Origin of the sequence: Streptomyces sp. NPDC015144 (genome assembly GCF_043079735.1) — a bacterium.
In the GTDB taxonomy this organism is placed as follows: domain Bacteria; phylum Actinomycetota; class Actinomycetes; order Streptomycetales; family Streptomycetaceae; genus Streptomyces.
The window spans coordinates 349,308-376,026 of sequence record NZ_JBIBUU010000006.1 but is presented as its reverse complement, the minus strand read 5'-3'; the positions used below and the strand labels follow the sequence as shown (position 1 = coordinate 376,026).

At 72.9% G+C, this 26,719-nt stretch carries 22 protein-coding genes; 11 read left to right on the top strand and 11 right to left on the bottom strand.

What is annotated here, in order from left to right:
- The 9 genes from ACF08W_RS14175 to ACF08W_RS14135 all read left to right on the top strand — a co-directional run.
- Positions 1-1,617, top strand: a 1,617-nt coding sequence (locus ACF08W_RS14175) for a peptidase C14 (RefSeq protein ID WP_392279363.1), incomplete at its 5' end; no start/stop codon positions are given.
- A 29-nt stretch (positions 1,618-1,646) separates the two neighbouring features.
- Complete coding sequence (locus ACF08W_RS14170; RefSeq protein WP_392279362.1) at positions 1,647-2,903, top strand: Gfo/Idh/MocA family protein; 1,257 nt, start codon at positions 1,647-1,649, stop codon at positions 2,901-2,903.
- A gap of 47 nt (positions 2,904-2,950) precedes the next feature.
- Entirely contained in the window at positions 2,951-4,207 is a 1,257-nt protein-coding gene (locus ACF08W_RS14165) for an extracellular solute-binding protein (RefSeq protein WP_352277362.1), read from the top strand.
- 108 nt (positions 4,208-4,315) lie between these two features.
- Entirely contained in the window at positions 4,316-5,221 is a 906-nt protein-coding gene (locus tag ACF08W_RS14160) for a sugar ABC transporter permease (protein WP_352277363.1), read from the top strand.
- A 2-nt stretch (positions 5,222-5,223) separates the two neighbouring features.
- Positions 5,224-6,171 (top strand): carbohydrate ABC transporter permease, encoded by a 948-nt coding sequence (locus tag ACF08W_RS14155; protein ID WP_392279361.1) that lies wholly within the window; start codon positions 5,224-5,226, stop codon positions 6,169-6,171.
- 6 nt (positions 6,172-6,177) lie between these two features.
- Positions 6,178-7,206: an NAD-dependent epimerase/dehydratase family protein gene (locus tag ACF08W_RS14150; RefSeq protein ID WP_352277366.1), complete on the top strand. Its 1,029-nt coding sequence runs from the start codon at positions 6,178-6,180 to the stop codon at positions 7,204-7,206.
- Positions 7,207-7,214: 8 nt separating this feature from the next.
- On the top strand, positions 7,215-8,270 hold the full coding sequence (locus ACF08W_RS14145; protein ID WP_385210951.1) for a dihydrodipicolinate synthase family protein: 1,056 nt from the start codon (positions 7,215-7,217) through the stop codon (positions 8,268-8,270).
- Positions 8,254-9,276 (top strand): hydroxyacid dehydrogenase, encoded by a 1,023-nt coding sequence (locus tag ACF08W_RS14140; RefSeq protein ID WP_392279360.1) that lies wholly within the window; start codon positions 8,254-8,256, stop codon positions 9,274-9,276. Before ACF08W_RS14145 ends, ACF08W_RS14140 begins: the two co-directional genes overlap by 17 nt.
- Positions 9,277-9,320: 44 nt before the next feature.
- Positions 9,321-10,169, top strand: a complete 849-nt coding sequence (locus tag ACF08W_RS14135; RefSeq protein WP_352277369.1) for a fumarylacetoacetate hydrolase family protein — start codon at positions 9,321-9,323, stop codon at positions 10,167-10,169.
- A gap of 3 nt (positions 10,170-10,172) precedes the next feature.
- Here the strand turns inward: ACF08W_RS14135 and ACF08W_RS14130 are convergent, their stop codons facing one another.
- The 5 genes from ACF08W_RS14130 to ACF08W_RS14110 form a co-directional block, all read right to left on the bottom strand.
- Positions 10,173-11,879 (bottom strand): flavin monoamine oxidase family protein, encoded by a 1,707-nt coding sequence (locus ACF08W_RS14130; RefSeq protein ID WP_392279359.1) that lies wholly within the window; start codon positions 11,877-11,879, stop codon positions 10,173-10,175.
- Positions 11,880-11,930: 51 nt separating this feature from the next.
- The gene (locus tag ACF08W_RS14125; RefSeq protein WP_385210942.1) at positions 11,931-12,728 is read right to left on the bottom strand and encodes a carbon-nitrogen hydrolase family protein; all 798 of its coding nucleotides are present in this window, start codon (positions 12,726-12,728) and stop codon (positions 11,931-11,933) included.
- A gap of 174 nt (positions 12,729-12,902) precedes the next feature.
- On the bottom strand, positions 12,903-13,382 hold the full coding sequence (locus tag ACF08W_RS14120) for an Lrp/AsnC family transcriptional regulator (protein WP_385210939.1): 480 nt from the start codon (positions 13,380-13,382) through the stop codon (positions 12,903-12,905).
- A 105-nt stretch (positions 13,383-13,487) separates the two neighbouring features.
- On the bottom strand, positions 13,488-14,945 hold the full coding sequence (locus tag ACF08W_RS14115) for an aldehyde dehydrogenase family protein (protein ID WP_392279358.1): 1,458 nt from the start codon (positions 14,943-14,945) through the stop codon (positions 13,488-13,490).
- A 364-nt stretch (positions 14,946-15,309) separates the two neighbouring features.
- Complete coding sequence (locus tag ACF08W_RS14110; protein ID WP_392279357.1) at positions 15,310-16,776, bottom strand: GuaB1 family IMP dehydrogenase-related protein; 1,467 nt, start codon at positions 16,774-16,776, stop codon at positions 15,310-15,312.
- Between the two features lie 312 nt (positions 16,777-17,088).
- Between ACF08W_RS14110 and ACF08W_RS14105 the strand changes: the two genes are divergently transcribed.
- The gene (locus tag ACF08W_RS14105) at positions 17,089-18,111 is read left to right on the top strand and encodes a terpene cyclase (RefSeq protein ID WP_392279356.1); all 1,023 of its coding nucleotides are present in this window, start codon (positions 17,089-17,091) and stop codon (positions 18,109-18,111) included.
- Between the two features lie 67 nt (positions 18,112-18,178).
- On the opposite strand, the gene ACF08W_RS14100 is transcribed toward ACF08W_RS14105, so the two are convergent.
- The 5 genes from ACF08W_RS14100 to fmt form a co-directional block, all read right to left on the bottom strand.
- On the bottom strand, positions 18,179-19,195 hold the full coding sequence (locus tag ACF08W_RS14100) for a sugar-binding domain-containing protein (protein ID WP_352277599.1): 1,017 nt from the start codon (positions 19,193-19,195) through the stop codon (positions 18,179-18,181).
- 153 nt (positions 19,196-19,348) lie between these two features.
- Entirely contained in the window at positions 19,349-20,032 is a 684-nt protein-coding gene (gene rpe, locus ACF08W_RS14095) for a ribulose-phosphate 3-epimerase (RefSeq protein WP_352277380.1), read from the bottom strand.
- 141 nt (positions 20,033-20,173) lie between these two features.
- A complete protein-coding gene (locus ACF08W_RS14090; protein WP_392279355.1) occupies positions 20,174-20,992 on the bottom strand; it encodes a DUF4253 domain-containing protein in 819 nt (272 codons plus the stop codon).
- Between the two features lie 13 nt (positions 20,993-21,005).
- Positions 21,006-22,442: a transcription antitermination factor NusB gene (locus ACF08W_RS14085; protein WP_352277382.1), complete on the bottom strand. Its 1,437-nt coding sequence runs from the start codon at positions 22,440-22,442 to the stop codon at positions 21,006-21,008.
- Between the two features lie 238 nt (positions 22,443-22,680).
- On the bottom strand, positions 22,681-23,613 hold the full coding sequence (gene fmt, locus ACF08W_RS14080) for a methionyl-tRNA formyltransferase (protein WP_352277384.1): 933 nt from the start codon (positions 23,611-23,613) through the stop codon (positions 22,681-22,683).
- Positions 23,614-23,840: 227 nt separating this feature from the next.
- Between fmt and ACF08W_RS14075 the strand changes: the two genes are divergently transcribed.
- Positions 23,841-24,386 (top strand): hypothetical protein, encoded by a 546-nt coding sequence (locus ACF08W_RS14075; protein WP_352277386.1) that lies wholly within the window; start codon positions 23,841-23,843, stop codon positions 24,384-24,386.
- An 88-nt stretch (positions 24,387-24,474) separates the two neighbouring features.
- Here ACF08W_RS14075 and ACF08W_RS14070 read toward each other — a convergent pair whose 3' ends face one another.
- Positions 24,475-26,616, bottom strand: a complete 2,142-nt coding sequence (locus ACF08W_RS14070) for a primosomal protein N' (protein ID WP_392279354.1) — start codon at positions 26,614-26,616, stop codon at positions 24,475-24,477.
- Positions 26,617-26,719: the final 103 nt, after the last annotated feature.

Here is a 26,719-nt window from a genome sequence, read left to right as displayed (position 1 = left end):
ATACGCACCGAGAACATCGAGAAGAACACCCACGACAACCCCTTCGGCGCCGTCCTCTCCTTCCGCGGCACCGTCACCGACACCACCCTCAGCCACACCCTGGGCGCGGCGATGCCGGACCTGTCGGACCTCTTCGAGGTCGGTGACTCCTCGAAGTTCGCCGTCGGCCAGTGGTGGGCGGTGGAGATCAACGCCCTGGCGGGGAAGTACGAGAAGGAGATCCAGCGGCTCGTCCAGGTCACCGACGTCGTCGACGGACAGCGCATCCGGGTCAACTACCAGATCGGCTGGGACCTGGCCGCGGGCCGCACCCTGACCTGGACCCGCGTCGAGCCCGTCGACCGCGCCCACGTCCGCAACATGGTCTTCGAGGGCTGGGGCGACGACGAGATGACCGGCTCGCACCCGGTCGCCTACGAGTACGCGGTGCGCTGCGACGTCTCCGGCATCGAGGCGATCGGCACCTTCTGGCCGGTCGTGATGCGCCGCTGGTGCACCTACTACCGCACCGAGCAGTGCTCGCTGACCAACCCCAAGTCGGTCACCTACGGCGGTGCGGGCTACCTCACCCAGCAGATCTACTGCCTGTACGGGCACGTCGAGGACTGCCACACCTCCAACGCCCGCCACCTCAACGACTTCACGGCGTCGGCCTACTGCTACGTCACCAACTGCCACGGTGACGGCGACGACGAGGGCCCGTTCGTGACGCACGGCCAGTTCGAGCACGACCTGGTCTACACCGGCAACTCCGGTCTGATGACCTTCGCCAACTCCGGTGCCGCCTGGGGCGGCCGGGCGAAGCGGATCACCGTACGCCGGCACGCCTGCTCCTGGTTCGTGGCCCGGGTCAAGATCACCGATCTGACCCTGGAGGACGTGCTGGTCATCGGCAAGAAGTCGCTCTCCGGCTCAGGGATGCTCTGGGTCAACGCCGACGGTGTCCAGATGCGCGGCTGCACCGCCACCGGTCCGCTGATCGTCTCCCGGGCCTCGGACCTGTCGGCCCGGCCCAATGTGATCGCGGACTCCTCGTTCGCCTTCGCGGCCGGCGCGGAGATCACCCAGGCCAACGTCACCGCCCCGCTGACCGTCCAGCGCTCCACGCTGAAGGGCGTCGACGGCGCGGTGTTCAACGGCACCGGGCCGCTCGTCCTGGACCAGTGCGTGCTCACCGGCTCCAAGGACACCGCCCCCGTCACCGTCAAGCACACCGACGTCACCGTGCTGGGCGGCGAACTCCGCGACACCGGGATCAAGCTGGCCTCCGACAAGGACCAGCGGCTGCGCGTCGACGGCACCCTGCTCAAGGGCACCAACAAGGACGGCGCCCTGCTCGCGCGCACCGGCGGCGGACGCACCGTCGACTGGCAGCTGTCCGGTCTCGACTCGACCGCCCCCAAGGGCACCGCCCACGTCCTGGTCACCGAGGGCACCAACCGCTACCGGGCCACCGGCTCCACCTTCACCGGCGGCCGGCTCGAACTGCGGCCCGCGGCCTTCACCGGAGGCGGCCACCTGCTGCACACCGGCTGTGTCGAGGACGGCACCGAGCGGACCGCGATGCCGGACGAGGGCGAGCGCGTCGCCCACAGCGCGGCCACGCTGCGCATCTGACTCACCCCATCGAGCACCAGGGATTCCCCGTGTCCACGCATACCCCGATCACCGGCCGGCCCGTACGGGTCGCGCTCGTCGGCGCCGGCAACCGCGGACTGACGTACGCCGAGTGGATCAAGGCGCACCCCGAGCGCGCCGAACTGGTCGCCGTCGCCGACCCCCGCCCCGCGGCGCGGGCCGCCGCCGGCGCCCCCGTCGAGTTCGACGACTGGCGCCCGCTGGTCGAGAACCGGATCGCCGACGCCGTCGTCGTCGCCACCCAGGACCGCTTCCACCTGGAACCGGTACTGGCCCTGGCCGAGGCCGGATACGCGATCCTCACCGAGAAGCCCCTCGCCCCGACCGAGGAGGAGACCCGGCGGATCGTCGAGGGGGTCGAGCGGGCCGGGGTCCTCTTCGCGGTGTGCCACGTCATGCGGTACACCCCGTACACCGACCTGGTGAAGGAGGTCGTGGACTCCGGTGTGCTCGGGCAGCTGGTCTCCCTCGACCACCTGGAGCCGGTCGGCTGGTGGCACTACGCGCACAGCTATGTGCGCGGACCGTGGCGCAGCGAGAAGGACTCCTCCCCGATGCTGCTCGCCAAGTCCTGCCACGACCTCGACTGGATCACCTACGTCATGGGCGGCCGGATCGAGCAGGTGTCCAGCTTCGGCGGGCTGAAGCACTTCCGCCCGGAGAACGCCCCGGCCGGATCCGCCGAACGCTGCCTCGACTGTGCGGTCGAGGACGGCTGCCCGTACAGCGCGCTGAAGCTGTACATGCCGACGCTGCGCGAGAAGGGCGCGGTCTGGCCGGTCACCCATGTCACCGGGGCGAAGGACGAGGCCGGTCTCGTCCAGGCGCTGCGCGAGGGCCCGTACGGGGTCTGCGCGTACCGGAGCGACAACGACGTGGTCGACCACCAGGTCCTGGCCATGACGCTGACCGGCGGGGTGACCGCGACCTTCCAGATGGTGGCGTTCACCGAGCAGACCCATCGCCAGACCCGGATCTTCGGCTCGCACGGCTGGCTGATCGGCGACGGCGAGCGGGTCACGGTGCAGGACTTCCGGACCGGCGCCACCACCGTCCATGAACTCGGCGCGTCCGGTTCGAACGCGGCGGACGGGCACGGTGGCGGGGACGCCGCGCTCGTCGAGGCGTTCGTCACCGCCGTCGCCACCGGTGACGCCGGGGCGGTCCGCTCCGGTCCGGCCACCTCGCTCGGCAGCCATCTCGCGGCCTTCGCCGCCGAACGCGCCCGGCACACCGGCACCGTCCAGACGGTTCCGGCGCAGTGACTCCCCCTCTTCCCCGCCCCACCCTCACGTCCTCGGAGGACCACCTCATGTCCCGTCTCCTCACCCGCCGTTCCAGAGTCCGCGCCGTCGCCGCCCCCGTGGTGGCCACCGCGCTCGCCGCCGGGGTGCTGGCCGGCTGTTCCAGCAGCGACGGCGACGGCAACACCGTCACCATGTGGACCTACCCGGTCATCTTCGACGAGGCCAAGAACAAGGCCTACTGGGACGGTCTGATCAAGGCGTTCGAGAAGGACCACGAGGGCGTCGAGGTGAAGGTGGAGACCTTCCCCTGGGCCAACCGAGACACCGCCCTGGCCACCGCGATCGCCTCCGGCAAGGGCCCGGACGCGGTCTACCTCATCCCCGACCAGCTGCCGAAGTACGCCAAGAGCATCGTCCCGGCCGACGAGTACATGCCGGCCGACGCCAAGTCGGACTACACCGACTTCGCGCTGACCTCCGTCACCGCCGACGGCAAGGCGCTCGGCGTCCCGGTGCTGACCAGCGCCAACCCGCTGATCTGCGACAAGCGGGTGTTCACCGCGATCGGCGAGAAGAACTACCCGACGAGCTGGTCGGACCTGGAGGCGCTCGCCCCCAAGCTGAAGGCGAAGGGCTACTACGCCACCAGCTACAGCGGCGACACCCAGCAGACCCTGAACTCGACGTTCTACCCGCTGCTGTGGCAGGCGGGCGGCGACGTCTTCTCCGAGGACGGCAAGACCGTCACCTTCAACGACGCGGCCGGCGTCAAGGCCCTGACGTACCTGAAGAAGCTCGTCGACGGCGGCTACACCGACAAGGACCTGGTCACCACCACGCCCAAGCTGGAGCAGACCCCGACCGCCAAGGGCAAGGTGGCCTGCACCTGGCAGAACACCCCGACCGACGTGGAACCGTTCTGGGGCAAGGAGAACATCGTCGTCCAGCCGCCGCTGAAGGACGTCGAGTCGGTCGGCTACGGCACGGTCGGCGCGCTCTCGATGCTCAAGGGCGCCGACAAGAAGAACACCGGCGACTGGCTGAACTTCGTCGCCGAGGCGAAGAACGCGGCCGGCCTGGAGAAGGAGGCGGGCTACTTCCCGGCCCGCAAGTCCGCCGGCGACCTCTACCCCGGCAACGCCCTCCAGGCGGCCGTCGGCGCCACCCTGCCGAGCATGACCGTGGGCCCGCTGCACGACAAGGCGCGCGAGGTCCAGGGCGTCCTCGCCCCGGAGATCCAGGCGGCGCTGCTGGGCAAAAAGAGCCCGCAGGAGGCGCTGAACGCCGCGCAGAAGGCCGCCCAGGCGATGCTCGGCCGCTAAAGGCCGGTGCGGGGGCCGGTCCGGCCGCACCCGGACCGGCCCCCGCACCCACCCCGGGGCACCCCACCCCGACCCCCCGCAATTCCCCCGTACCGCAAGGAGATCCCCGTGGCAGTCGTCGCGGAACCCACCCGCCGGGGCCGTCGCAGCGGGCCGCAGGCGCGCCGCGAGGCCCGGATCGGCCTGCTCTTCGTCCTCCCCTGCTTCCTGCTCTTCCTGGCGTTCCGGTTCGGTCCGGGCATCGCCGGGGTGCTGATGAGCTTCACCGACTACACCCTCACCGGGGGCGGCAGCTTCATCGGGCTGGACAACTTCACCCGGCTCTGGGACGACCCGCTGTTCTGGCAGGCGCTGAAGGTCACCGTGCTCTACACGGTCCTCGCGGTGCCGGGCACGCTGATCGCCTCGGTGTCGCTGGCCCTGATCACCCGCCGCGCGTTCCGCGGCGCCAAGTTCTTCCGCTCGGTGTTCTTCCTGCCGGTGGTCACCTCGCTGGTGCTCGCCGCCACCGTCTTCGTCTGGATCTTCTCGACCGGCGGCCCCTGGTCCACCCTGATGGGCTGGTTCGGGATGTCCGAGGGCTCCTGGCTCTCCGACGACGTGCTGGTGCTGCCCGCGCTCGCGGTGGTGGGCGTCTGGTCCCGGTTCGGCTACGGGATGCTGATCCTGCTGGCCCGGATGCAGGACATCCCCCGGGAGCTGGAGGAGGCGGCCCTCACCGACGGGGCGGGGGCCTGGCAGCGGTTCCGGTACATCGTGCTGCCGCAGCTCAAGCCCGCGCTGTTCTTCCTCGCCGTGATCGAGACGACGGCCTCCTTCCAGGTCTTCGACGCGGTCTACACGATGACCGGCGGCGGCCCCGCCAACGCCAGCTACACGCTCGTCTTCCAGCTCTACGACGCGGGCTTCAAGTACTTCGACCTGGGTTACGCCTCCGCCATCGGCGTCGCGCTCTTCGCGCTGACCGTGGTGGTCGCGGTGATCCAGCGGCTCGTGATCGGGAAGGACCAGTGACCATGACCGCAGCACCCGCCACCCCGGAGGCCCCGCCCGCCGCGCCGGCCCCGAAGACCCCGGACCGGGCCGCCCGCCGCGCCGAACGCAGGCTGCGCAAGCTCGCCGACCGGGAGACCGTCCCGCACGGCATGCGGCCCACCCGGGCCGGCCGGATCGGGCGCGCCGTCCTGCTGACGGTGGCCGCGCTCGTCACGATCTTCCCGTTCTACGCGATGGTCGTGCTCTCCCTGAAGCCGTCCGCCGCCGTCGAGTTCCCCGGCAGCCTGGTGCCGTGGCCGCTCAGCGGCGAGGCGTACGACACCGTCATGAACGCCCAGGACGTGCCGCGCTGGCTGGTCAACACGCTGCTCTACTCGGTCGTCTCGGTCATCGGCGTGCTGCTGCTCGCCTCGCTCGCCGGATACGCCTTCGCCAAGAAGCGCTTCCCGGGCCGGGAGACGATGTTCTGGTCGTTCCTGTCGATGGTGATGGTGCCGTACCACGTCACGATGATCCCGACCTTCGCGATGATCGCGAAGCTGGGCGGCGTGGACACGTACTGGGGTCTGATCGTGCCGACCCTGGCCAACGCCCAGGCGGTGTTCCTGATGCGGCAGTTCATCCAGGGGCTGCCGGACGAGCTGTTCGAGGCGGCCCGGCTCGACGGCTGCAACGAGTGGCAGATCTTCTACCGGATCGTGCTGCCGCTGCTGAAGCCGATCCTCGCCACGCTCGGCGTCTTCGTCTTCCTGTGGCACTGGAACGACTTCCTGTGGCCGCTGGTCATCGGCCAGTCCACCGACATGCGCACCCTGACGGTCGGCATCGCCTCGCTCCAGCAGCAGAACGTGCCGCTCAACGTGGTGCTCTCCGGCTCCGTCATCGCGTTCGTGCCCATCTTCGCCGCGTACATGGTGGGCCAGCGCTACTTCACCGAGGGCGTCACCGCGTCCGGAATCAAGGGATAGTCACTCATGTTCACCGATGAGGCCGCGCTCGAAGAGCGGCTCGCCACCCCCTCCCCCGCGCTCGTCGCCGACCTCGGCCGCCTCGAAGGCGATCTGCTGGTGCTCGGCGCGGGCGGCAAGATGGGCCCCAGCCTCTGCCGGCTCGCCCGGCGCGCGCTGGACGCCGCGGGCCGCGCGGACGTGACCGTGTACGCGGTCTCCCGCTGGTCGGACCGGACCGCCGCCGAGGAGCTGGAGGCCGCCGGGGTACGCACCGTCGCCTTCGACCTGATGGACCCGGCCGCCGACCTGGCGGCGCTGCCCGACGCCGGGAACGTCGTCTTCATGGTCGGCGCCAAGTTCGGCTCCGCCGGCGCCCCCTCGCACGCCTGGGCGGTCAACGCCGCCATGCCGGACCGGGTGGCACGCCGCTGGTCGGACGCGCGGATCGCCGCGTTCTCCACCGGGAACGTCTACCCGCTGGTGCCGGTCGCCTCCGGCGGCTGCACCGAGTCCGACCCGGTCGGCCCGGTCGGCGAGTACGCCATGTCGTGCCTGGGCCGGGAGCGGATCTTCGGCCACGCGGCACTGACCCGGGGCACCCGGGTCGCCAACATCCGGCTCAACTACGCGGTCGACCTGCGCTACGGCGTCCTCGCCGACATCGCGCACCGGGTGCACACCGGCGAGCCCGTCGACGTGACGACCGGTCACGCCAACGTGGTGTGGCAGGGATACGCCAACGAGGTCGCCCTGCGCTCGCTGCTGCACGCCACCGACGGCGAGGCGTTCACCCTCAACCTCACCGGCCCCGAGACCGCGTCCGTACGCCGCCTCGCCCAGTGGTTCGGCGAGGAGTTCGGCACCGAGCCGGTCCTCGCCGGCCAGGAGGCGCCGACCGCGCTGCTCTCCGACGCGAGCCGCTGCCACGCCCTGTTCGGCTACCCGGACGTGACGCTGCGCACCCTCGTCGAGTGGCAGGCCGACTGGCTGCGCCGCGGGCTGCCGCTCTCCGGCAAGCCCACCAAGTTCCAGGTCCGCGACGGAAGGTTCTGATCCACCCCATGTCCACTCCCTCCCCCGTGCGGACCCCCGCCCTCGACGCCCTCGCCCAGGGTGCGGTGATCCCCGCCCACCCGCTCGCCCTGCACGACGACGGCTCCTTCGACGAGCGCCGCCAGCGCGCGCTGACCCGCTACTACCTGGCCTCCGGCGCGGGCGGCGCCGCCGTCGCCGTCCACACCACCCAGTTCGAGATCCGCGAGCCCTCGGTCGGCCTGTTCCGGCCGGTGCTGGAACTGGCCGCCGAGACGATCGACGCCGAGGCCGGCCGCCCGTTCGTCAAGGTCGCCGGGGCCTGCGGCTACACCGCGCAGGCGGTGGCGGAGGCGGAGACCGCGGCCGAGCTGGGGTACGACGCGGTGCTGCTCAGCCCGGCCGTGCCCGGCGCCGACGAGAAGGGCCTGCTGGAGCGGGCGCGGGCGGTCGGCGAGGTCCTGCCGGTGATCGGCTTCTACCTCCAGGAGGCCGTCGGCGGCCGGTACCTGTCGCCGCGCTTCTGGTCCTCGTTCACCGATCTGCCGAACACGGTCGCCGTGAAGATCGCCCCGTTCGACCGGTACCGCACCGCCGACGTGATCCGGGCCGTCGCCACCGCCGACCGCGCCGCCGAGGTGGCGCTGTACACCGGCAACGACGACGACATCATCGGCGACCTGCTCACCCCGTACGAGACGGCCGGCGGCGCGCCGCGCTGGTTCGCGGGCGGGCTGCTGGGCCAGTGGGCGGTGTGGACGGGCTCCGCGGTCACGCTCCTGGAGGACGTCCGCCGGGCGCGCGGCGGGGACCACGCGGCGATGGTCCGCTGCCTGGCCCGGCGCCCCGAGCTGACCGACGCCAACAGCGCGGTCTTCGACGTGCGCGGCGCGTTCCGCGGCTGCATCGCCGGGGTCCACGAGGTGCTGCGCCGCCAGGGCCTGCTGGCGAACATCCGCTGTCTGGACCCGGCCGAGACGCTCTCCCCCGGGCAGGCCGAGGAGATCGACCGGGTGGCCGCCGCCTACCCCTGGCTGACCGACGACGCCTTCGTCGCGGAGCACCTCGATGACTGGCTCTCCTGATCCCTCCGGCCGCCCCCGAGTGGTCGTCGCCGTACCGCCGGGGCTGCGGGCGCAGCTCTTCACCGCCGAGGTGTGGGCGGAGCTGGGGCGGGCGGCGGAGCTGGTGGTCCCGGACGACCACCGCGACCGGGCGGCGGTCGCGGCCGCGCTGCCCGGGGCCCGGGCGCTGATCACCGCCTGGGGGGCGCCGAAGGTGGACGCCGGGCTCCTGGCGTCGGCCGGCCGGCTGGAGCTGGTGGCGCACACCGGTTCGGCGGTCGCCCCCTACGTCGCCGAGGAGGTGTTCGAGCGGGGCGTCCTGGTCACCCAGGCGGGGGACGCGATGGCCCGCCCGGTCGCCGAGGTGGCCCTGGCGTTCACCCTCGCGCTGCTCCACCGCGTCCACCGCTTCGACCACGCCCTGCGCGGCGGGGCCGACTGGGCGGCCGCGAGCGAGGCCCCGCCGCGCCACGAGATCCACGGCAGCGACATCGGGGTGATCGGCGCCTCCCGCACCGGCCGCGCCTACATCGCCCTGGCGCGGGCCATGGGGGCGCGGGTGTCCGTCACCGACCCGTACCTCTCCGCGGCGGACGCCCGGGAGCTCGGGGTGGAGCCGGTGCCCCTGGAGACCCTGCTGCGGCGCAGCCGGATCGTGGCCGTGCACGCCCCGGTGACCGAGGCGACGCACCGGATGCTCGGCGCGGACCGACTGGCGCTGATGCCGGACGGGGCCGGGCTGGTGAACACCGCCCGGTCGTGGCTGGTCGACGAGGACGCGCTCCTGGCCGAGCTGGCCACGGGCCGGCTGGACGCGGCCATCGACGTCTTCGACGCGGAGCCGCTGCCGGCGGACCACCCCTTCCGTGCCCTGCCCAACGTCCTGCTCACCCCGCACCAGGCGGCGGGCACCGTCGAGTGCCGCCAGCGGCTCGGGGCGAGCGCCGCCGACGAGGTGCTGCGGCTGCTCGCCGGGCGGCCGCCGCTCCACGCGGTCACCGCCGAGGCCCTCGCCCGCCTGCACTGACCCCGCCCCCGACCTCCCCCGTACCCGTCAGGAGAACCCCGCACATGCGACTGATGCGCATCGGCGAGCCCGGCCACGAACGCCCGGTCCTCGTCGGCCCCGAAGGCCGCCACTACGACCTGTCCGGCATCACCGGCGACATCGACGGCGCGTTCCTCGCCGCCCTCGCGGACGACCCGGGCCTGGTGCCCGACGTGTCGGCGCTCCCGGAGACCGACATCACCGGCGAGCGGATCGGCGCCCCGGTGGCCCGCCCCTCCGCACTGCTCTGCATCGGCCAGAACTACGCGGCGCACGCCGCCGAGTCCGGGGCCGAACCGCCCGAGCAGCCGATCCTCTTCTACAAGTCGCCGAACACCGTGGTCGGCCCGTACGACGACGTGCTGATCCCGCGCGGCTCGAAGAAGACGGACTGGGAGGTGGAGCTGGCCGTCGTCATCGGGCGGCGCGCCTCCTACCTGGACTCCCCCGCCGACGCGGCCGCGCACATCGCGGGCTACGCCGTCAGCAACGACGTCTCCGAACGGGCCTTCCAGCTGGAGGAGTCGGGCGGCCAGTGGTCCAAGGGGAAGAGCTGCGCCACGTTCAACCCGCTGGGTCCGGTGCTGGTGACCGCCGACGAGGCCGGCGACCCGCAGGACCTGCGGCTGCGCAGCCATGTCAACGGCGAGCCCCGGCAGGACTCCCGCACCGCGGACATGATCTTCGGCGTGGCGCATCTGGTGCACCACCTGTCGCAGTACCTGGTGCTGGAGCCCGGTGACGTCATCAACACCGGTACCCCGCAGGGCGTGGCGCTCTCCGGCCGCTTCCCCTACCTGGGCCCGGACGACGTGATGGAGGTCGAGATCTCCGGCCTGGGCCGGCAGCGCAGCGTCTGCCGGCCCGCGTAGGGCTCAGTCCTCCGGGAGCTCGACCGGGGCGATGTCGTCGAAGACGTCGCCGGGGCCGGGGTTGGTGGGGTCGGTCGCGCCGCCGAACTGGGCCATCACGCCCCAGACGGCGTTGAGCGCGGTCTGCACGGCGCCCTCGGCCCAGCCGGCCGTCCAGGAGATGTCGTCGCCGGCGAGGAACAGGCCCCGCCGGTCGGCGGGCAGCCGGTCCTGCATGAAGTGGGTGAACAGCCGCCGCTGGTAGCGGTAGTGGCCGGGCAGGTTGGCCTTGAACGCGCCCATGAACCAGGGCTCGTTCTCCCAGGAGACCGTCACCGGGTCGCCGATGACGTGCCCCCGGATGTCGACGCCCGGGTAGATCTCGCCGAGCGACTTGAGCATGACCTCCATGCGCTCGTGCGGGGAGAGCGGCAGCCACTTCAGGCTGTCGTCGCACCAGGTGTAGGAGAGGCAGATGACGGCGGGCCGGTCGGGTCCGTCGTCCAGCAGGTACGTGCCCCGGGTCATCCGGTCGGTGAGCGTCATGGACATGGTGTCGCGGCCGGTGGCCGGGTCCTTGTCCAGCCAGAACGGGCGGTCGACCGGGACGAAGAGCTTGGACGACTCCATGTAGTGGGTGCGCTCCATCGCTGTCCAGTGGTCGATCGGGAAGAGCGCGTCGTCGCAGTCGATCTTCGACAGCAGCAGCCAGGACTGGCCGGTGAAGATCGCGGCCGGGTAGGTGCGGATGGAGCCGGTGGCGTCGGTGACGGTGATCCGGTTGCCCGCGGTGCGGTGCAGCCGGGTCACCGCGCCCCGCGGCTCGCCGTCGTGCAGCGAGGAGAGCGACGTACCGGCGGGCCAGTGGACGATCTTCCGCGGTTCGCGTTCCCAGAGCCGCAGCGGGAGCTGCTGGCTGCCGCCGACGATGCCCCGGTGGTGGTCGTCGGCCTCGGTGTAGACGACGCGGAGGATCTCCAGGATGGAGTTGGGGAAGTCGGTGTCCCAGCCTCCGGTGCCGAAGCCGACCTGGCCGAAGATCTCCCGGTGCCGGAACGACGCGAAGGCGTCGGAGTCGCAGAGGAAGCCGTAGAAGGTCTGGTTGTCGAGCCTGCGGACCAGCTCGGACCAGATCTCCCGGATGCGCGGCACGTCGCGTTCGCGCATCGCCCGGTTCATGTCGGAGAAGTCGGCGCCCTCCTCCAGGCAGCGGTTCCAGGCGTCCATCACATCGCGGTAGACCTGCGGCAGGTCGTCGATGGTCCGCGCGTAGTGCGACTCCCCCTTGAGGTCGACGACGGTCGACGGGGTGGCCTCGGCGAGCGGGTTGGGGAACGGCCTGGTCGTGAGGCCGACCAGGTCGATGTAGTGCTGGAGCGCGGTGGAGGACGGCGGGAAGCGCATCGCGCCCATCTCCGCGGTGAGGGCCCCTTCTTCGCCTGCGGCGGAGCAGCCCGCGAAGCCGACGGTGCGCAGCCGTCCGCCGATCCGGTCCGCCTCGTAGACGACGGGCTTGAGGCCCATCTTCATCAGCTCGTAGGCGGCGACGATCCCGGAGAGTCCGCCGCCGATGACGGCGACCTCGGTGCCGTGCGCGGTGGCGGGTATCTGGCCGATGCCCGCGGGGTGGGCCAGGAAGTCGTCGTAGGCGTAGGGGAAGTCCGGTCCGAACATGGTGATCGGCTCGGTGGCGTCGGTGTGCTGGACGGCGTTGGGCACCGTGGACGTCATGGGGTACGGACTCCTTGCGCGGGTGAGGGGTGGAACGGTCGCGGGGCGGGCTCAGACCAGCGGGCGGTAGAGGCCCGGACGGCGGTCCCGCAGATACGGGTTGGCGGCGCGCGAGGCGCGCAGGAACGCCGGGTCCACCTCGCCGACGACGAGTTCCTCGCCGCGCCCGGCCCGGGTGCGGACGGTGCCGTCGGGGCCCGCCAGGCAGCTCAGCCCGACGAACTCGTACCCGCCCTCCTGGCCGGTCCGGTTGGTGTACGCCACGTAGATCTGGCTCTCGAAGGCGCGGACCGGCACCAGGGATTCGGCGACGAACGGGAAGGGGTGCATCAGCGCGGTCGGCACCAGCAGCAGATCGGTGCCGGCCAGGGCGTGGGCGCGGACGTTCTCCGGGAACTCGACGTCGTAGCAGATCAGGATGCCGATCCGGACGCCGTCCAGTTCGGCCTGGACGACGGGCTGCCGGCCCGGGGTGAACCACTTCTGCTCGAAGTCGCCGAAGAGGTGGGTCTTGCGGTAGTTCGCGAGCGGGGCGCCGTCCGGGCCGATCAGCCGGGCGGCGTTGTAGATCTTCTCGTCCGCGAGCTCCGGGTAGCCGTAGAGGACGGCGAGCCCGTGCCGGGCGGCGATCTCGCCGACCCGCCGGGCGGACGGCCCGTCGGCGGGCTCGGCCAGCAGCGGCACGTCGGCGCCGATCGCGTATCCGGTCAGGAAGAGTTCGGGGCAGACCAGCAGCCGGGCACCGGCCCCGGCCGCCCGCCGCGCGGCCGCGTCGAGGGCGTCGATGTTCCGGTCGACCCGCCCGGGACATCCGGAGCTCTGGAGCAGGGCGGTGCGCAACGGCGGCATGTGTGACCTCGGGCGATACGGGCGGGCGGGGACGTATCGACGGTACGGGCCGCCGCTCGCACCGGACAAGGCGCGAGTGTTGCGCGTCCACCGTCGATCCATTGCGCGCCGAAGCCCCTGGGCGGCGATTCGTTGCACATGGCGTCCTCGCAGGTCACCGAGGTGATCCGGCTCTCACGCCGGGCCCGTGCTCCGGGCCTGTTCGGGGGCGCCGGCGGAGTAGCGGCGCAGCAGCGGCGAGAGCACCAGGACGGACTTGGTCCGCTCCACGTACGGCTCGCCCGCGATCCGTTCCAGGACCTGCTCGAAGTGGCGCATGTCCGCGGCGAAGACCTGCACGATCGCGTCGGCCTCGCCGGTCACCGTGGACGCCGAGGCGATCTCCGGGTAGCGCTCCAGGCCCTGTCTGATCGCCTCCGGCGAGGTGTTGCGGCTGCAGTAGATCTCGATGAAGCCCTCGGTCTCCCAGCCCAGCGCCGCCGGGTCCACCCGGACCGTGAAGCCGGTGATGGCGCCCTCGGCGCGCAGCCGGTCCACGCGGCGTTTCACCGCGGGGGCGGACAGGCCGATCTTGGCGCCGATGTCGGCGTAGGAGCGCCGGGCGTCTTCGGCGAGGGCGTGGACGATGCGTTCGTCGAGGTCGTTCAGGCGCACGTCGGGCGGTTCACTTCTCTGCGATGGCCGGTTCCGGGGGCGGCGCGGGCCGCCCCCGAAGTAGACCACGGCCGCGCCCCGGCCGGGCGCGGCCGGGGCCGCCGGTCAGAAGGGGAAGCCGGAGCGGCCGTGCTGCACCGAGATCCACTTCTGCGTGGTGAACGCCTCGACCATGGCGTCGCCGTTGAGCCGGCCGAGGCCGGAGCTCTTCTCGCCGCCGAAGGGGACGATCGGCTCGTCGTGGACCGTGCCGTCGTTGATGTGGATCATGCCGGTGTGGATGCGCCGGCCGACCCGGACGCCGCGCTCGACGTCCCCGGTGTGCACCGCGCCGCTCAGGCCGTACGGGGTGTCGTTGGCGATCCGGACGGCCTCGTCCTCGCCGTCGAAGGGGATGAGCAGGGCGACCGGGCCGAAGATCTCCTGGGAGAGGACGGGCGCGTCGGCGGCCAGTCCGGTCAGCACGGACGGGCTCACCAGGTTGCCCTCGGTCGGGCCGTGCAGCAGCGCCGTCGCACCGGCGGCCACGGCCTGCTCGACGACCGCGGAGACGGCCTCGGCCTGCGAGGAGTTGATCAGCGGGCCGATGACGGTGGCCGGGTCGGCCGGGTCGCCGACCGGCAGCGAGGCCACCTTGGCGACGAACTTCTCGGTGAACTCCTTCTCCACCGCCCGGTCGACCAGGATGCGGTTGGCAGCCATGCAGACCTGGCCCTGGTGGACGAACCGGCTGAAGACGGCCGCGTCCACGGCGTAGTCCAGATCGGCGTCGTCCAGGACGATCAGCGCGCTGTTGCCGCCGAGCTCCAGCACGGCGCTCTTGAGCTGGGCCGCGCAGACCGTGGCGACGTGCCGCCCCACCTTGTCGGAGCCGGTGAAGGAGATGACCTGCGGCACGGGGTGCTCCAGCAGGGCGTCGCCGATCTCGGCGATGTCGGTGACCACGACGTTCAGCAGCCCGGCCGGCAGCCCGGCGTCCTCGAACACCTTCGCCACCAGCGTGCCGCCGCAGACCGGGGTGTTCTGGTGCGGCTTGAGCACCACGGCGTTGCCGAGCGCCAGGGCCGGGGCGACCGACTTCAGCGAGAGCAGGAAGGGGAAGTTGAAGGGGCTGATGACGCCGACGACGCCGACCGGCACCCGGTAGACGCGGTTCTCCTTGCCCTCGGTCGGCGAGGGCAGGATCTGCCCGGTGGGCCGCAGCGCCAGCTGGACCGACTCGCGCAGGAACTCCTTGGCGAGGTGCAGTTCGAAGGCGGCCTTCAGCCGGGTGCCGCCCAGCTCCGCGACGATCGCGTCGCTGATCTCCGCCTCGCGCTCCTCGACGATGCGCAGCGCCCGCTCCAGCACCGTGCGCCGGGCGTACGGGTTGGTCTCGCCCCAGGCCCGCTGGGCCTCCTGCGCACCGCGGTACGCCTGGTCGACCTCCTCGGCCGTGGCGACGGTGATCGAGGCGAGCTTCTCACCGTCGTACGGGTTGAAGTCGATGATGTCCCAGGAGCCCTTGCCCTGCCTCCATTCCCCGTCGATGTACTGCTGGGCCAGATCGGAGAAGAAGGACATGGGATCCCTTACCACAGAGGAACGGGCAACTGATTGGTGTTCATGTTACTTACATTCCACCGCGGTTGACGGTGCTAGGACCTGTCTTCAAACTGCCGTCGTCCGGCCGGAGGCCGGGCCGTGCGGTGTCCGGTGCGTGCGATCGCAAGGCGGAGGGTCGCTCCGATACTGGATGTATCGGGGTGACCCCGACAACGCGGCGAGCGTGCGTGCCGGGCGCCGCACGGCAGGCGGCAGTTTGAAGACAGGTCCTAGGCCGGTTGCCGCCGCGATCCGGACAGCCGCCGTCCGGACCCCGAAAACGCCGGTGCCCCGCCGGGCGCGAACGGCCCGGCGGGGCACCGGTGTGGAAGGACGGGGAGGATCAACTCCAGCTGGCGTGCAGCGGCTTGCCCTCGGCGTATCCGGCGGCGCTCTGCACCCCGACGACCGCCTTCTCGGCGAACTCGGCGAGGGAGGCCGCCCCGGCGTAGGTGCAGGAGGAGCGGACGCCCGCGATGATCGAGTCGATCAGGTCCTCGACGCCGGGCCGGGCCGGGTCGAGGAACATCCGCGAGGTGGAGATGCCCTCCTCGAAGAGCGCCTTGCGGGCCCGGTCGTAGGCGGACTCGTCCGAGGTGCGGTTCTTCACGGCGCGCGCCGACGCCATGCCGAAGGACTCCTTGTAGAAGCGGCCGTCGGCGGCCTGCTGGAGGTCGCCGGGCGACTCGTACGTACCGGCGAACCAGGAGCCGATCATCACGTTGGACGCGCCCGCGGCGAGCGCCATGGCGACATCGCGGGGGTGGCGGACGCCGCCGTCGGCCCAGACGTGCTTGCCGTACTTCTTCGCCTCGGCGGCGCACTCCAGGACGGCCGAGAACTGCGGCCGTCCCACGCCGGTCATCATCCGGGTGGTGCACATGGCGCCGGGGCCCACGCCCACCTTGATGATGTCGGCGCCCGCCTCGATGAGGTCGCGCACACCCTCGGCGGCGACGATGTTGCCCGCCACGATCGGGACCGAGGGGTCGAGCGCGCGGACCGCCCGGACCGCGTTGATCATGGACTCCTGGTGGCCGTGGGCGGTGTCCACGACGAGCGTGTCGACGCCCGCGTCCAGCAGCTGCTTGGCCTTGCCCGCGACGTCCCCGTTGATCCCTACGGCGGCGGCGATCCGCAGCCGGCCCTCGGCGTCGGTGGCCGGGGTGTACAGGGTGGCGCGCAGCGCGGCCTTGCGGGTGAGGAGGCCGACGAGCCGGCCCTCCGCGTCGACGGCGGGGGCGAGCTTGCGGTTGGCGCCGTCCAGCCTGTTGAACGCGTCCCGCGGGTCGATGTCCGCGTCGAGCAGCACCAGGTCCTTGGACATGACCTCGGTGAGCTGGGTGAAGCGGTCCACACCGGCCAGGTCGTGCTCGGTGACGACACCGACCGGCCGGCGCTCGTCGTCGACGACGACGCCCGCGCCGTGCGCGCGCTTCGGCAGCAGCGACAGGGCGTCGGCGACCGTCTGGCCGGGGGCGAGCACGATCGGGGTGTCGAGGACCAGGTGCCGCGACTTCACCCAGGTGATGACGTCGGTGACGACCTCGATCGGGATGTCCTGCGGGATGACGACGAGCCCGCCGCGCCGGGCGACCGTTTCGGCCATCCGGCGGCCCGCGATGGCCGTCATGTTCGCCACGACGAGCGGGATGGTGGTGCCGGTGCCGTCGGGCGAGGAGAGGTCGACGCCCTGGCGGGAACCGACTGCCGAACGGCCCGGGACCATGAAGACGTCGTCGTACGTGAGGTCGTAGGGGACCGCGGGGGACTCTGTGTAACGACCAGTACCGGGCTCAAGAAAACGCATAACGCTCATTTTTTCACACGAATCGCCGCAGGTCGCGTCCACAATGGCACAACAAAGAGCACCCGCGTTGGTACGTTCCTCCGAAAGAGGTCCGGCGGGAGTCCCGGACGGACGGAATCCGTCCGTCTTGCCCGCGGACCTTACCCGAAGTCGCCCGGATCAATCCCCGATCGTCTGCCCTGGACCTGGTGACAAGGGGTCCGGTAGCTTCAAATCCGCAGGTCCCGTGGGTCTCACCAACGCCCCGGAGGAACAGCCGGAAGAGCCACAACTTCCGTCATACGTACGACCGGAGAGGATCACGACCCACTCGTGGAGAGCGAACTGCCGGACATCTACTGCCCGTTCCCCCAGCTCACCAACCCGAACGTGCCGCACACCAGAGTCCATCTGGAGGAGTGGACCCGCGACACCGGTCTGGTGCACCGCGATTCGGCCAGGGCCCGCTTCGTCCAGGCGGACTTCGGCGCGTTCGTCGGGATGGTGTACCCGACCGCCGACAGCAAGAACCTCGACCTGGTGGCCGACTGGTTCGTCTGGCTCTTCCTCGTCGACGACCAGCTCGACGACGGACACCTCGGCCGCAGCCCGGAACGGGTGCGGGACGTGGTCGAGATGATGCGGGACGTCATCCGCAGCGACACCCCCGGCACCCTGCCCGAGGGCGAGCTCCCGGCGGCCGTGACCGCCCTGGCCGATCTGTGGGAACGCACGACGCCGATGGCCGCCCCGCACTGGCGCGCCCGCTTCGGCTGGCACCTCACCACCTACCTCACGACCACCACCACCTGGGAGGCGGGGAACCGCGCCTCGGGCACGGTGCCGTCCGAGGAGACCTATATCGCCAAGCGGCGCCACACCGGTGCGATACATGTCTGCATGGACCTGATAGAGATCGTGGCCGGCATCGAGGCGCCCGAGTCGATCCACAACGACCCCCGGTTCATCACCGCGCTGGAAGCCTCGTGCAACGTCGTGTGCTGGGCCAACGACGTGTACTCGTACGAGAAGGAACAGGTGCTCGGCGAGATCCACAACCTCGTCCACCTGGTCCGGCACCACCGCGGCCACGACGAGCGGCAGGCCCTGGAGCACGTCTGCGCGGAGATCACGGCCGAGACGGAGCGCTTCCTCACCGCCGAGGCCGAGCTGCTGTCCGCCTATCCGCAGCTGTCCTGGATGCTCCGGCCGTATCTCGACGGCATGCGCAGCTGGATGCGCGGCAACCTCGACTGGTCGCGGCAGACCCCGCGCTACAACCCGGCCGACGTGAGCCAGTACAAGGAGCCGCAGGAGTACCTGGAGGCACGGGTGCTGGGCATGGCCCAGGACTGAACCGCCCGGACACGGTTCCGCCCGGACGGCAGGCGCGCCGTCCGGGCGGAACCGTGTCCGGGGCCGGTCAGTCGCCGTCCGGGTCGGCGCGCTCCAGCGCCGGGCGCAGCGGGGCCGCCGACTCGGTCAGCAGATAGTCCGCCGCGGCCGTGTCCGTCACCAGGCTGGTGACCAGTCCGGAGCGCAGCACCGCCCCGATCGCCGCGGCCTTGCGCTGACCGCCCGCGATCGCCACCACCTCGGGGATCCGGCGCAGCCGGTCGGCCTCGACCGTGATGCACCGCTCCCCCAGGTCCCGGCCGACCCGCCGTCCCTCGGTGTCGAAGAGGTGCGCCGACATCTCCGCCGCGACACCGAGCGAGGCGTAGTGCGCCCGCTCCTGGTCGGAGAGCATGTCGTGGACGGTCGAGATACCCGGCTCCCAGGAACCGATGGAGACCGCCGCGACGGTCACCTTGTCGAAGTACTCGAAGGCGCGGGCGATGCCCGTCTGGTGGCGCAGGGCCGCGGCCGTGGCCGGGTCCGGCAGCAGCATCGGCGCATAGATGGGGTGGGCCTCGCCGCCGGCGACCTGGGCGGCCCGCCGGACCGCCTCGACGGAGCCGCGCTCCGCCGTCCCCGCGTCGTACACCCCGGTGAGCTGCACGACCGTGCACGGCGGCAGCCGGTCGAGCGCCGCTGCCATGTGGATGGTGGAGCGGCCCCAGGCCAGCCCCAGCACATCGCCCTCGTTCACCAGTTCGCCGAGCAGATCGGCCGCGACCTCGCCCAGGTTCTCCGGATCCGGTGCGTCGTCCTGCTCCTCGGCCGGCGATTCGACGACGACCGCGTGGCGCAGCCCGTAGCGGGCCCGGAGCGCGTCGGAGCGCTCGGCGTCCAGCTCGGCGGGGACGCGGATCTCGATGCGTACGAGATCGCGCTCCAGCGCCGTCTCCAGGACCCGGGCCACCTTGAAGCGGCTGACGCCGAACTCCTCGGCGATCTGGATCTTCGACTTTCCCTCGAGGTAGAAGCGGCGGGCCATGGCCGCCGCCTGCACCAGCTCCGCGGGCCCCATCCGCAGGGCGGACCGGCCCGCCGACATTGCAGACACCGCGCTCTCCTCACTGCTGTTCACACTCTCGATACGCCGTTCATCCTGTCAGATCCGGCGCCCCCTGATCGGCCCCGTGGGACCGCGTTCATCTGCTCTTGGCCCGCCCGCCCCCGGGCCGGTGGCCGCGCTCCCGCGCAGGTGTCAGTGGCCGCACGCCCAGGCCGCCGAGGCCGTGGCCCGCTCCGCCCGGGCGCGCAGCGCGCGCACCGCCTCGTCCGGGTCCTCGGCCCCGTACACCGCCGAACCCGCGACGAAGACGTCGGCACCGGCCTCGGCGCACCGTTCGATGGTGGACGCGGAGACCCCGCCGTCGACCTGGAGCCAGAGTTCGAGCCCGTGCTTGGAGATCAGCTCCCGGGTGCGGCGGATCTTCGGCAGCATGATGTCCAGGAACGCCTGGCCGCCGAAGCCCGGCTCCACCGTCATGATCAGCAGCATGTCCAGCTCGGGGAGCAGGTCCTCGTACGGCTCGATCGGCGTCGCGGGCTTGAGCGCCATGGACGCCCGGGCCCCCTTGGCGCGGATCTCCCGCGCGAGGCGCACCGGGGCCGCCGCGGCCTCGGCGTGGAAGGTGACGGAACCGGCGCCCGCCTCGACGTAGGCCGGGGCCCAGCGGTCCGGGGCCTCGATCATCAGATGGCAGTCCAGCGGGGTGTCCGTGGCCCGGGCGAGCGATTCGACGATCGGCACACCGAGGGTCAGATTGGGCACGAAGTGGTTGTCCATCACATCGACGTGGAGCCAGTCCGCGCTCCTGACGGCCTCGGCCTCCTCGGCGAGACGGGCGAAGTCGGCGGACAGGATGCTGGGGTTGATCTGGGCCATGCCCCAAGCCTGCCATGTTCCGCGCCACTTCCCCGCCTCGGTGCGGGCCAAAGCCTCACGGGATCATTACAGTTCGCGTGATCATGGGGTTCCGGCCGCCCGGTGGGGGCGTTTCGGGCGGGCTCGTACGGATCGGGCCGGTCAGTCCCACCAGAAGTCCCACCGGTCGGCCCCGACGATCCGCCCGGCGTACGCGGCCAGGGTGTACGGCCGCCGGCCCTGCCAGACGGTGTCCGGGCAGAACGCGAAGTGCTCGACCGCCACCGCGAGTGCCTCCTCGGGGGTCGTCGGCGGAGCGGCGACCGAGAGGTGCAGGGTGGCGAAGCCGACCCCGACGACGCGGACCCCGAACCGGCGCTCCCAGTCGAGGACGACCGCGGAGAACTTCCCGGTGTCGTCGTCCTGGTTGAGCGGACCGGACCAGCCCGCGGCGGCGAGGGCCCCGGCCCCGGAGGCGGCGGTGACCAGCCCCAGCCGGGCCGACGGGCACTCGGCCAGGAACGCCTCCGCGAACCCGGCCGCCGACCGGTCGGCCCCCGCCGCCTCCCGGCCCGGCGCGAGGCCCGGCCACTCCTCGAAGGGAGCCGTGACGGCGGCCCGCTCCGCCGCCGGGAGCGGGTCGTCCGCGTCGACGGCCGTGTGCGCCGCCCACCACGCCGCGAGCAGCCCGGCCGGGTCGTGGCCGGCCGGGTCGGACATGTCCTCCGGGTAGACCTCGCCCGATCCCCAGGGGCGGAACAGCCCGTCGTCGTCCGGCTCCAGCGGGGCGAGCAGCAGCGGCCAGAGCCCGGTGCGCGGGTGCTCGGCGTGCACCCGCGCCCACAGGCCGGCGGTGGCCGGTACGTCGGCGAGCCAGAGCGGCCGCTCGTCCCCGTCCCCCTCGTCGGACGTGATCGTCCGTCCGGCCGGGAGCGGGATGCCGAGGACCGACAGTGCTTCGGGGTTCACCGGGGTGCCCATGGCCTCTCGTCGGTCAGGCGGTGCGTCGCAGCAGGGCCAGGTACATCGCGTCCGTGCCGTGCAGGTGCGGCCAGAGCTGGACGTCGGGGCCGTCGCCCAGCGCGGGGACGTCCGGCATCAGCGGGCGGGCGTCGATCCACTCGGCCTCCACGGCCCCGGCGCCGCCGCGGCCCCTGAGCACGTCCTCGACCACCGTCCGGGTCTCCGCGAGATGCGGCGAGCAGGTCGCGTAGCCGACCACGCCGCCGACCCGGACCGCCTTCAACGCCTCGCGGAGCAGGCCGCGTTGCAGCGGGGCGAACTGCTCCAGGTCCTCCTTGCGGCGGCGCCAGCGCGCCTCCGGGCGGCGGCGCAGGGCACCGAGCCCCGAGCACGGCACGTCCATCAGCACCCGGTCGAAGCTGCCGGGGCGCCACGGCGGCCGGGTGCCGTCGGCGGTGATCACCTGGTACGGGCCGGGGTTCCCGGCCAGGGCGCGCTCGACGAGCCGGGCCCGGTGCGGCTGCTTCTCGGCGGCGAGCAGGGTGGCGCCCCGGTCCGCGGCCAGCGCGGCGAGCAGGGCGGCCTTGCCGCCGGGGCCCGCGCAGCCGTCGAGCCAGCGGCTGTCGCCGCCCTCCAGCGGTGCGGCGGCCAGCGCGGCGGCCACCAGCTGGCTGCCCTCGTCCTGGACCCCGGCCCGGCCCTCGCGCACCGCCTCCAGCGCGCCGGGTTCGCCGCCCTCGGCCATCCGCACGGCATACGGCGACCAGCGGCCGGGCAGACCGTTCTCCTCGCCGAGCGCGTCGAGCAGCTCCCCGGTGGTGGCACGGCCGGGGCGGGCGACCAGGGTGACCTCGGGGCGCTCGTTGTCCGCCTCCAGGAGGTCCTCGATACCGGCCCGGCCGCCGCCCAGCGCGTCCCAGAGCGCCGAGACGATCCAGCGCGGGTGCGAGTGCACGACCGCGAGGTGGTCCTCGGCGTCCTCCTCGTAGGGCGGGGCGACCTTGGCCACCCAGCCGTCGAGATCGTCCGCGGCGACCTTGCGCAGCACCGCGTTGACGAACTTGGCGCGCCCCTCGCCGAGCACCACCCGGGCCAGCTCCACACTGGCGGAGACCGCCGCGTGGGTGGGGATGCGGGTGCCGAGGAGCTGGTGCACGCCCATGTTCAGCACGTCCAGGACCGGCGGGTCGACCTCGCGCAGCGGCCGGTCGATGCAGGCCGCGACGATCGCGTCGTACGTTCCCTGGCGGCGCAGCGTGCCGTAGACCAGCTCGGTCGCCAGGGCCGCGTCCCGGTGGTCGAAGTCGCCCTTGGCGCGGGCCTTCTTCAGCAGCGGGGGCAGGACGAGGTTGGCGTACGCGTCGCGTTCGTCGACCGCCCGCAGGGCCTCGAAGGCGAGGAAGCGGACCGGATCCTTCTTGGGTCGGCGATGGGGCTTGGCGGGACGGCGACGCTGCTGGTCGTTCACGTGAAAGGTGCTCCGCTGAAGGTGAGGGGACGAACCCTCCCAGCCTAAGGGCTGTCCCGACATCCCTGGTGGATCGGTGTGCGGCGTCGGACGCGGTGCATAGCGGGGCGGAGGGACGCCCGCATACGGGACGTATGCGGGCGTTCCGACAACGCGGCGAGGCGCCGTGACGGTCGTCGCACGCCCGCCAGGGGTTACGGGCCAGCCCTTACACCGCCGCCCCGGGACGGGATCCGCCTCAGCTCCCCAGCAGCTCGCCGTGGACGATCCGCACCCCGCGCGCCCAGTCCGCGGCGCGCATCGGCTTCTTGCCCTGCGGCTGGACCCAGAGCAGTTCGACGGCGTGCGATCCGGTGCCCACGTACACGTTGTTCTTGGCGGCGGAGATCTCGCCGGGGGCGAGGTCGGTGCGGTCGAGGACGGGGACGGCCTGGATCAGCTTGAGCCGCTCGCCGCGGAACAGGGTCCACGCGCCGGGGGCGGGCGTGCAGCCGCGTACCACCCGGTCGACCCGGAGCGCGGGCGCCGACCACTGGATCCGGGCGTCCTCCACGGTGATCTTCGGGGCGAGGGTGACGCCGTCGGCCGGCTGCTCCACGGCGTGCAGGGTGCCGTCCTCGATGCCGTCCATCGTCGCCGCGAGCAGCCCCGCGCCGGCGAACGCCAGCCGGGTGAGCAGGTCGCCGCTGGTGTCGGTGGGGCGCACCTCCTCGGTGAGGACGCCGTAGACCGGTCCGGAGTCGAGCCCCTCCTCGATCAGGAAGGTCGACGCGCCGGTCAGCTCGTCCCCGGCCATCACCGCGTGCTGCACCGGGGCCGCGCCGCGCCAGGCGGGCAGCAGCGAGAAATGCAGGTTGACCCAGCCGCGGGCGGGCACGGCGAGCGCCTCCTTGGGCAGCAGCGCCCCGTAGGCGACGACCGGGCAGCAGTCCGGGGCGATCTCCCGCAGCCGGGCCAGGAAGTCCTCGTCGCGCGGGCGGGCGGGCTTGAGCACCTCGATGCCCGCCTCCTCGGCCCGCTCGGCGACCGGGCTGGCGACCAGACGGCGGCCCCGCCCGGCGGGTGCGTCGGGCCTGGTCACGACGGCGGCCACCTCGTGCCGGTCGGAGGCGATCAGGGCGTCCAGGGCGGGTACGGCGACCTCGGGGGTGCCTGCGAAGACGAGCTTCATGGGTGGCTGACTGCCTCTCGGGCCGAAGTGCGGTGACGAGCAGCGCACAAGTCTATGGGGCGGGGCGCCAGGGGGCGTACGCATGCCCGCGCGCCCCTTTGAAGGGCGTACGCGCCCCTGAAGCGTGACCAGAACCACAGCTCGGGCGTTGGTCAAGAGAGATTGACCGAAGCGAGCCGCCCTGGTGCGGCCCGATCCCTTTCAACGCCGGTTCGAGAGGCTTCTTCATGGCCGACCACGCAACCCACGACGCCCAAGCGAGGGCCAGTCTGCATCTGTTGGTGCGGGACATCGAGCGGGTCCGGCGGCAGGTGGACGCGCTGCGTACGCTCACCGCCCAACTGGGCAACGTCTACCGTCCGCGCCGCTCCGGCCCGTCCACGGGCTTCGTCGTCTACGGCAGGGCCCCGGCCCCCACCGTCAGGCTGGCGCAGGAACTGCGCGACAGCGTCGAGACGCTGGTCACCGCCGCGGTCGACTTCGACCGCTCGCTGGGCTTCTCCTGGGACGCGGTGGGCTCCGCGCTCGGGGTCACCAAGCAGGCGGTGCACCGCCGCTACGGAGCGCGCCGCAACGCCCGGCAGCCGGGGGCGGCCGAGACCGCCGGGGAGACCGCCGTGCCGCGCGGGCTGCCCGTCCCGGGCTCCGGTGGTCCGTCGGCGCTGCCCGCCGTGCCCGCGGCCCGGTCCATGCCGCCGCAGCCGTCGACGGACCGCCCGTCACTGCGCGAGGACCTGCGCCCGGGCGCCTTCCCCGGCCCACGCAACGGCTGACCGCCACCCCCGTCCGTCCGCTGCCCCGCCGCGCGAGTCCCGCGTGGCGGGGCAGCCCCATGCCCGGGGGCTTCCCGTGCCCCGGCCGTCAGCCGATGTCCGGCGGGTCGACCCTGATCCGGACCCGGTCGCCGCCCCGGGACAGCCGTGCCGCCTGAGCGGCCTTCAGGGCGTGCGCCAGCGCCGCGCCGCTGCCCGGCGGCACACGGAGCAGGACCCGCTCCCAGGACTCCCCCGGCGGCGCCTGACCGGGTCTGCGGGGCCGGCCGGGCGCGGCGGTGGCCACCGGGACCGGGCCCAGCGTCTCGGCCTCCGGCGGCAGCTCGGCCGCCGCGAGGAATCCGGCCAGCGCCTCCGGCGTACCGGTCACCGAGGCCATCCGGGACACCGGCGGAAAGCCCAGCTCGGCCCGGTCCGCCAGCTCGCGGCGGGCGTGCCCCACCGGGTCCCAGCGCACCAGCGCCTGCACCGGCCGTAGCGTCGGCTCGGCGACGACCACCACCGTGCCGCCCTCCGGCTGCCCGCGTACCAGCGCGGCGGCCGCCGTCCACCGCCGCAGCGCCTCCTCGCCGGCCCGCAGATCGGGGCGGCCGGCCATCGCCCATCCGTCCAGCAGCAGCGCCGCCGCGTAACCGCCCTCGGCCACCGGCTCGGCGCCCGGGGTGCTGACGACCAGCGCGGGCGCGTCCGGCACCGCGTCGAGGACGTGGTCGCGGCCGGAGGTCCGCACCGGCACGGCGGGGAAGGCCCGGCCCAGCTCCTCGGCGGTCCGCCGGGCACCGACGATCCGGGCGCGCAGCCGGCCGGAGCCGCAGGCCGGGCAGTGCCAGGCGGTCTCGGGCCGCCCGCACCAGGCGCAGTCGAGGTCCCGCTCGTCCGGGGCCTGGAGCGGCCCGGCGCAGTGACGGCACCGGGCGGGCTCGCGGCAGCGCTCGCAGGCCAGCCGGGGCGCGTAGCCGCGCCGGGGCACCTGGACCAGGACCGGGCCCCGGCGCAGCCCGTCCCGGACCGTCTGCCAGGCCAGGCTGGGCAGTCGGGCCGCCCGGGCCGCCCCGTCCCGGGCCAGCTCCCCGTCGTCGACCGTACGGACCAGGGGGGCGGCGGCCCGGAGCTGCTCGCGGTCGGCGCGCAGGGGCAGGGCCCAGCCGCTCTCCACGAGCTGCGCGGCCTCCACCGTGCAGCTCATGGAGCCGAGGAGGAAGGCGCACCGGCTGTGCGCGGCGCGCAGTTCCAGCACTTCGCGCACGTGGGGGAAGGGGGCGTTGTCGTCGCTGTGGCTGGCGTCCCCGTCGTCCCAGACGGCGACCAGGCCGAGGTCGGCGACCGGGGCGAACATCGCCGCCCGGGTGCCGACGACCGCCCGTACCGAGCCGCGCCGGACGGCGAGCCACTCGCGGTACCGCTTCTCCGGTCCGGAATCGGCGGTGAGCAGGGCGTGGTGGCCCGCGCCGAGCAGCCCGGTGAGCGCGGCGTCCACCCGGGCGGCGGCCCGGCCGTCGGGCACGACGAGCAGGGCGCCACGCCCGGACGCGAGGGTGGCGGCCATGGCGCGGGCGATCTCCTCGGGCCAGTGGGGCCCCGGCAGCGCCGTCCAGACGGCCCGGGGCGCACCGCCCTCCGCCAGCGCCCGCAGGAACGCCGGGCCCTGCGCGTACCGCTGCCAGCTCCCCGCCGACGGCGCGGGCGGCGGCGGCAGCGGCGCGGGCGAGGGCTTCGACTCGGCCCGCCCGTTGCGCGGCGGCACGGCGAGCTGGAGGACATCGGCGAGGCTGCCCGCGTACCGGTCGGCGACGGCGCGGGCGAGGGCCAGCAGCTCCGGCCCCAGCACCGGCTCGGGCGACACGACATAGGCGAGCGCGGCGAGCGCGCCCTGGTAGTCCGACTCGGCACGCCGCTCGATCAGGAAGCCGTCGACCAGCCCGCCGCCCTCGCGCCGCCCGCCCCGGACCTGACGTCCCCCGGCCCCGAACCGGACCCGCACCCGCACCCCGGGCCTCGCCTGGGCGTCCAGTTCCTCGGGCACCGCGTAGTCGAAGTACTGGTCGAGATGGAGGGCGCCCTTGTTGACCACCACCCGGGCGACCGGCAGTTCCTTGGCGAGCGGGGCGCCGCGCCAGGTGCGCGGCTTGGCACGGGGCACCTCGGCCCTGCGCACCGTCTCCCGGATCAGCGCAAGCTGCTCCGGGGCCCCGGCACCGGGGTCCTTCGGCCGCTCGTTCTCGCTGCTCACAGCCAAATTCCTACCAGAGGGCACCGACAGCGGCCCCATCGGAGGAGTCCGGGGCCGAACACGCCGGGGCCCGGACACCTCGTGCGGTGTCCGGGCCCCGGCG